Raw genomic sequence first — 7,027 nt, 5'->3', positions numbered from 1 at the left:
CCCTTACGAAGGAGGGCTCGCCGGTGTAGCCATCGAGCCAAAGGGCGCGCCGGTGTCGAAAGGTGGGGGTACCTCCCAGGCGAAGCGCTGGGGGAGCCCGGAGGCGAGAGGGCGGCAAAAAAGGGGCTGAGCGGGTGCCGACACGTAGGAACGGCTCCCACGTGACGGTTCCCACCACGTAAGTACCGCCCCCCCCGTAGCGGCACCCGGTCCGGAGCGCCGAAAACGTAAGAACCGCCCCACGTAGCCGCGCCTGTGCCGTGTGGCTTGCGTCGTTGTCGGCGCCGTGCGCGAAGATTGGGCGTGATGACTGGGAACCCGCTGGACGACCCGCTGCGCAAGCTCGTCGGTGACCGTACGGCCAAGGTGCTCGACGAGCACCTTGGGCTGCGGACGACGGGGGATCTGCTGCACCACTACCCGCGGCGGTACGCGGAGCGCGGCGAGCTGACCCGGCTGGCCGACCTGCCGATCGACGAGTACGTCACCGTGGTCGCGCAGATCGCGAAGGCGGACAAGCGGACGTACGGCCGCGGGTCCGGGGTGCGGCTGGAGGTCGTGGTGACCGACGGCAGCGGCTCGCTCACCCTGGTCTTCTTCAGCAAGGCCGCGCACGCTCATGCGCACCGGCTGCTCCCGGGCCGCCGTGGGATGTTCTCCGGCAAGGTCTCGGTCTTCAACCGCACCCGGCAACTCGCCCACCCGGACTACCAGTTGCTCGACGCGGACGCGGACGACGGCCCGGACGCGAAGGATGCGGTCGACGCGTTCGCGAACCGGCTGATCCCGCTGTACCCGGCGGTGAAGCAGATCACGTCCTGGCGGATCGCCCAGGCCGTGGACACCGCGATCGACTCGCTGGGCGCGATCGGCTGGGCCGGGGTCGGCGAGCCGCTGCCGGCGGAGCTGCGGGCCGGCCGGGACCTGGTGGCGCTGCCCGAGGCGCTGGAGAAGGTGCACCGGCCGCGCACCAAGCGGGACATCGAGGTGGCCCGGCAGCGGCTGAAGTGGGACGAGGCGTTCGTGCTCCAGGTCGCGCTGGCCAGGCGCCGGGCCGACGAGTCGGCGCTGCCCGCGGTGCCGCGGGTGCCCGGCGAGGACGGGCTGCTGGCGGCGTTCGACCGGCGGCTGCCGTTCACGCTGACCGAGGGCCAACAGACGGTGTCGGCCGAGATCTTCGCGGACCTGGCCACCGACCACCCCCTGCACCGGCTGCTCCAGGGCGAGGTGGGCTCCGGCAAGACGCTGGTGGCGCTGCGGGCGATGCTCGGCGTGGTGGACACCGGCGGCCAGGCGGCGATGCTCGCGCCGACCGAGGTGCTCGCCCAGCAGCACCACCGCTCGATCACCGAGATGATGGGCGACCTGGCGGAGTCCGGCATGCTCGGCGGCTCCGAGCTGGGCACCAAGGTGGTGCTGCTGACCGGCTCGATGGGCGTGGCGGCCCGCAGGCAGGCGCTGCTCGACCTGGTCAGCGGGGACGCCGGCATCGTGATCGGCACCCACGCGCTGATCGAGGACAAGGTGAAGTTCCGCGATCTGGGGCTGGTGGTCGTGGACGAGCAGCACCGCTTCGGGGTGGAGCAGCGCGACGCGCTGCGCGCCAAGGCCGAACAGCCGCCGCACCTGCTGGTGATGACGGCCACCCCCATCCCGCGCACGGTCGCGATGACGGTCTTCGGCGACCTGGAGACCTCGGTGCTCGACCAGTTGCCCGCCGGGCGCTCCCCGATCGCCACCCACGTGGTGCCGGCCGCGGAGAAGCCGCACTTCCTCGCCCGGGCCTGGGAACGGGCCCGCGAGGAGGTCGAGTCGGGCCACCAGGCGTACGTGGTCTGCCCGCGGATCGGCGACGAGGAGGACACGAAGGCGGTCGCGAAGACGACGGCGGGCGGGAGCGGGAAGGCGAGCGGCGAGGGGGCGGCGGGTGCGAGCGGCAAGGCGGCCGCGAAGGGCGCCGCCGACGAGGGCGAGGAGCGCCGCCCGCCGCTGGCCGTGCTCGACGTCGCCGACCAGCTCGCCAAGGGCCCGCTGAGCGGCCTGCGGGTCGAGGTGCTGCACGGCAGGATGGCCCCCGACGCCAAGGACGACGTGATGCGCCGGTTCGCCGCCGGCGACGTCGACGTGCTGGTGGCGACCACCGTCATCGAGGTGGGGGTCAACGTACCGAACGCCACCGCGATGGTGATCATGGACGCCGACCGGTTCGGCGTCTCCCAACTCCACCAGTTGCGCGGCCGGGTCGGTCGCGGCAGCGCCCCCGGGCTGTGCCTGCTGGTCTCCGAGGCACCCGAGGCGAGCCCGGCCAGGACCCGGCTCGACGCGGTCGCCCGCACCCTCGACGGCTTCGAGCTGTCCCGGATCGACCTGGAGCAGCGCCGGGAGGGCGACGTCCTCGGCCAGGCCCAGTCCGGCAGCCGTTCCAGCCTGCGCGTGCTGGCCGTCATCGACGACGAGGAGGTGATCGCGGCGGCCCGTGACGAGGCCACCGCGCTGGTCGCCGCCGACCCCGACCTCGCCGGTCACCCCGATCTGCGCAGCGCGCTGGAGAGCCTGCTCGACGCGGACCGCGAGGAATACCTGGAGAAGGGCTGACGCCCGGAGTGTTCGGCTGCCCGGAACGTTCAACCGCGGCCTCCCGGGCCGCGACTGTCGGGCAGCGCCCTTGCGGGCCTTGTCCGCCGGGCACAGGGCCGGGACGGGGCCGGGACAGGCCGCCGCACCGCCGGGCCGTGGCCGCTCGGACCGCGATCCCCGGGCGGCGCCCGCACGCCCGACGGGTAGGGTCGGAGCTGTGAGCAAGTCATGACCCGCGTGATCGCCGGAGCGGCCGGCGGCCGGCGGCTGGCCGTCCCCCCGGGCAACGGCACCCGCCCCACCTCCGACCGGGCCAAGGAGGCGCTCTTCTCCACCTGGGAGTCGCTGCGCGGCACCCTGGAAGGGGCCAGAGTGCTCGACCTGTACGCGGGTTCGGGCGCGGTCGGCCTGGAGGCGCTGTCCCGGGGCGCCGCACACGTCCTGCTGGTCGAGGCGGACGTTCGCGCCGCCCGGGTGGTCCGGGAGAACGCAGCCGCCCTGAAGCTGCCCGGCGCCGAGGTGCGCCCGGCCCGCGCCGAGAAGGCGGTGGCCGCGCCGCCGTCCGGCCCCCCGTACGACACCGTCTTCCTCGATCCGCCCTACGACGTGCCGGACGACGAGTTGCGGGAGATCCTGCTCACACTCGTGGCCAATGGCTGGTTGACCGCGGACGCACTGGTCACCGTGGAGCGCAGGACGCGCGGCGGTGCCTTCGACTGGCCCGACGGCTTCGCCTCGTTGCGCTCGCGCAAGTACGGCGAGGCGACTCTTTGGTACGGTCGCGCCGCCGAAGTTACCGCCGGGTCATGAAGTCGTGCGCCCGGCAGCGCAGATGCGGGCCCGGCCGGCCCGCACGAGTCCCTGTGAGCCCGCCATGAACCGCAGCACCCGTCCCACCGGTACGGAGAGCGAGGAGCCACACTTGCGCCGCGCAGTCTGTCCGGGGTCCTTCGACCCCATCACCAACGGACACCTCGACATCATCGCCCGCGCCTCCCGGCTGTACGACACCGTCCACGTCGCCGTGATGATCAACAAGGCCAAGCAGGGCCTGTTCGACATCGATCGGCGGATCGCGCTGATCGAGGAGGTCACCGCGGACCTCGGCAACGTCCGGGTGGAGTCCTTCCACGGCCTGCTCGTCGACTTCTGCAAGCAGCGTGAGATCCCCGCCATCGTCAAGGGCCTGCGGGCGGTCAGCGACTTCGACTACGAGTTGCAGATGGCCCAGATGAACATCGGCCTGTCCGGGGTGGAGACGCTTTTCGTGCCCACCAACCCCGCGTACAGCTTCCTGTCCTCCAGCCTCGTCAAGGAAGTCGCCCAATGGGGCGGCGACATCTCCCACTTGGTCCCCCCGCCGGTCCTCGACGCGCTCAACGCCCGGCTCCGGCAGCAGTAGGCTTTGCCGCTGTGGACGTCCAGAAGAAGCTCGATGAGATCACGGCGACCGTCAGCAGTGCCCGGTCCATGCCGATGTCGGCCTCCTGCGTGCTGAACCGGGCCGAGCTGCTCGCGATGCTGGAAGAGGTCGCCGCAGCGCTCCCCGACTCCCTGTCCCAGGCCCAGGAACTCCTCGGCGACCGCGAGCAGATGGTCCAGCAGGCCCGCGCCGAGGCGCAGCGGATCATCGAGTCCGCGCACGCCGAGCGCGGCTCCATGGTCTCGGACACCCAGGTCGCCCGGCAGTCCCAGGACGAGGCCGAGCGGATCACGGCCGAGGCCCGCCGCGAGGCCGACGAGATCCGCGCCGAGGCGGACGACTACGTCGACAGCAAGCTCGCCAACTTCGAGGTCGTCCTCACCAAGACCATCGGCTCGGTCGACCGCGGCCGCGAGAAGCTGCTCGGCCGCGACCCGTACGCCGAGGGCGGCCAGGGCGGCGCGGGCCTCGACGAGGACGACCCGGAGGCCCCCGAGCGCAGCTCCGACCCGGAGACGCTGCGCCGCCGCGCCGACGAGTACGTCGACACCAAGATGCGCGCCTTCGAGGCGGTGCTCAGCAAGACCCTCCAGGCGGTCGGCCGCGGCCGGCTCAAGCTCACCGGCCACAACCCGATCGACGACCTCGCCGCGCAGATGGCCGCCGCCGACGCGGCCGACGGCGGTCCCGAGGTCCACCGGCAGTCCGACGACGAGTTCATGGCCGGCCTCGCCGCGCCGTCCACCGACGGCCAGGCCGACCTGTCGCAGTACGGCTACGCCCCGGCCGCGGCGGGCGCCGCTGCCGCGCAGGCGGCCCAGCCGCAGCAGGCAGAGCCCGGTTACGAGTCCGACCCCGGTTATGAGCCCGACCCCGGTTACGGCTACCCGCAGCTGGGGGTCCCCGCGACGGAGGCAGGGGGTATGTACGCGCAGCAGCCCCAGCAGGACGCCTACCCGCAGGTCCCGCAGCCGCTGCCGCCCCAGCAGGGCCAGCAGGAGTACGCGCAGGCCGGCTACGACCCGTACGGCGGGCAGCAGCAGGGCTACGACTACCCGCAGCTGGGGGTCCCCCCGACGGCGGCAGGGGGATACGACCCGCAGTACCCGCAGCAGCAGCCGCAGATCCCCTACCAGCAGCAGGGCCCGGACTACGGTCAGCAGCAGCCGGGGCAGCAGCCCGGCCAGCAGCCCGCCGCGCTGGACGAGACCAGCTTCTTCGACACCGGGATGATCGACCTCAACCGGCTGCGGGAGCTCGAACAGGGGCTGTGAGCGGCCCGCTGAGCAGGGGCTGAACCGTCCACGACCGCTCTGTTTGGGTCCGGGCGAAGTGTCCAGTATCCTGTTGGCTCCAGCCGTGTCACGCACCGGCGTTTCGGCCTGCCCGTCCTACATGGGCCCCTCACCAGGGGCTCGCGCGGACGCGGCGGTATCGTTGCAGGCCGTACCGATGAAAGCAGGAAGCCCTGAACACCCGCCTTGACCACCGCAACCCCCTCGTGTTCGACACACACGAGCTGGGTCGGCGTCCTGGTGCGATGAAGAAGGTCTCCCGCACGGTCTCCGCGCCCAAGGATCTCGGTATCGCCGAGGTCATCTGGGTACCGGAGGGCACCGACGTCGAGCTGGAGCTCCGCCTGGAGTCGGTCATGGAGGGTGTGCTGGTCACCGGCGCCGTCCATGCGCCGGTGACGGGGGAGTGCACAAGGTGCCTGGAGCCGCTAGAGCGCGAGCTGGACGCGGAATTCCAGGAGATGTTCTCCTACCCCGACGCCGACACCCGGACCGCCCGCAGGGACGAAGCCGGTGACGACGCCGTGGCCTCCGAGGAGGACGACGCGCTGTATCTCGAGGACGACCTGTTCGACCTCGAACCCGTGCTGCGGGACGCGGTGGTGCTCGCACTGCCCATGCAGCCGGTGTGCCGGGAGGACTGCCCGGGCCTGTGCTCCCAGTGCGGAGCGCGGCTCGCTGACGACCCGGACCACCACCACGAGGCGACCGACATCCGTTGGGCCGCCTTGCAGGACTTCCAGCAGAACGGCACCGGAGACGGTGCCGACGAGAACCAGGAGAAGTAGCCGTGGCTGTTCCGAAGCGGAAGATGTCGCGCAGCAACACGCGCCACCGCCGTTCGCAGTGGAAGGCTGCGCCCGTGAGCCTGGTGGCATGCGAGCGCTGCCACGAGCCGAAGCTCCAGCACATCGCGTGCCCGAGCTGCGGCACCTACAACCGTCGTCAGGTCCTCGAGGTCTGATCGGCAGGTGACAGGCTCAGTGTCCTCCACGTCCTCCACGCCCGACGCTCCGGTGTCGAAGAAGGCCGCCATGGACAAAGCCTCGTCCCACACGCTTCTGGAAGGGCGGCTCGGGTACCACCTCGAGCCCGCCCTTCTGGTACGTGCGCTCACCCACCGCTCGTACGCGTACGAGAACGGCGGGCTGCCCACCAACGAGCGGCTGGAGTTCCTGGGGGACTCCGTGCTCGGCCTGGTGGTCACCGACACCCTCTACCGCACCCACCCCGATCTCCCCGAGGGCCAGTGGGCCAAGCTCCGGGCAGCGGTGGTCAACTCGCGGGCCCTTGCCGGGGTCAGTCGCGGGCTCGACCTGGGCGCGTTCATCCGGCTCGGCCGTGGTGAAGAGGGAACCGGTGGACGGGACAAGGCATCGATCCTGGCGGACACCCTCGAAGCGGTCATCGGCGCGGTCTATCTCGACCAGGGCCTCGACGCGGCTTCGGCTCTTGTCCACCGACTCTTCGACCCCCTGATCGAGGAGTCCTCCAACCTCGGCGCCGGCCTGGACTGGAAGACCTCGCTCCAGGAACTCACCGCCGCCGAAGGTCTCGGCGTCCCCGAGTACGTCGTCTCCGAGTCCGGCCCGGACCACGAGAAGACCTTCACGGCTGCCGCCCGCGTCGGTGGTGTCGAGTACGGCACCGGCACCGGCCGCAGCAAGAAGGAAGCGGAGCAGCAGGCCGCAGAAGCGGCATGGCGCTCCATCCGAGAAGCGTCCAACTCGCC

At 71.7% G+C, this 7,027-nt stretch carries 7 protein-coding genes; all 7 read left to right on the top strand.

What is annotated here, in order from left to right:
* The first annotated feature begins 306 nt into the window (after positions 1 to 306).
* Positions 307 to 2,595: an ATP-dependent DNA helicase RecG gene (gene recG, locus AC13HU_RS28145; RefSeq protein WP_483044768.1), complete on the top strand. Its 2,289-nt coding sequence runs from the start codon at positions 307 to 309 to the stop codon at positions 2,593 to 2,595.
* A gap of 210 nt (positions 2,596 to 2,805) precedes the next feature.
* Positions 2,806 to 3,387 carry a 16S rRNA (guanine(966)-N(2))-methyltransferase RsmD gene (gene rsmD / locus AC13HU_RS28140; protein WP_483044767.1) on the top strand — a complete coding sequence of 194 codons (582 nt, stop codon included), beginning with the start codon at positions 2,806 to 2,808 and terminating at the stop codon, positions 3,385 to 3,387.
* A 112-nt stretch (positions 3,388 to 3,499) separates the two neighbouring features.
* On the top strand, positions 3,500 to 3,979 hold the full coding sequence (gene coaD / locus AC13HU_RS28135) for a pantetheine-phosphate adenylyltransferase (RefSeq protein WP_483044766.1): 480 nt from the start codon (positions 3,500 to 3,502) through the stop codon (positions 3,977 to 3,979).
* An 11-nt stretch (positions 3,980 to 3,990) separates the two neighbouring features.
* Positions 3,991 to 5,274: an ATP synthase F0 subunit B gene (locus tag AC13HU_RS28130; protein ID WP_483044765.1), complete on the top strand. Its 1,284-nt coding sequence runs from the start codon at positions 3,991 to 3,993 to the stop codon at positions 5,272 to 5,274.
* A gap of 194 nt (positions 5,275 to 5,468) precedes the next feature.
* Positions 5,469 to 6,083 carry a YceD family protein gene (locus tag AC13HU_RS28125; RefSeq protein WP_483044770.1) on the top strand — a complete coding sequence of 205 codons (615 nt, stop codon included), beginning with the start codon at positions 5,469 to 5,471 and terminating at the stop codon, positions 6,081 to 6,083.
* A 2-nt stretch (positions 6,084 to 6,085) separates the two neighbouring features.
* A complete protein-coding gene (rpmF, locus tag AC13HU_RS28120) occupies positions 6,086 to 6,259 on the top strand; it encodes a 50S ribosomal protein L32 (RefSeq protein ID WP_069465182.1) in 174 nt (57 codons plus the stop codon).
* Between the two features lie 70 nt (positions 6,260 to 6,329).
* Positions 6,330 to 7,027: ribonuclease III (gene rnc, locus AC13HU_RS28115; protein ID WP_483044769.1), on the top strand; the 698-nt coding region annotated here is incomplete at its 3' end.

The sequence above is a fragment of the Streptomyces sp. NH27 genome (assembly GCF_056859195.1).
This window is presented reverse-complemented; position numbering and strand designations above follow the sequence as displayed.

Coding starts and splice junctions, on each gene's coding strand:
- recG (WP_483044768.1), top strand. CDS start 307: ATGACTGGGAACCCGCTGGACGACCCGCTGCGCAAGCTCGTCGGTGAC.
- rsmD (WP_483044767.1), top strand. CDS start 2,806: ATGACCCGCGTGATCGCCGGAGCGGCCGGCGGCCGGCGGCTGGCCGTC.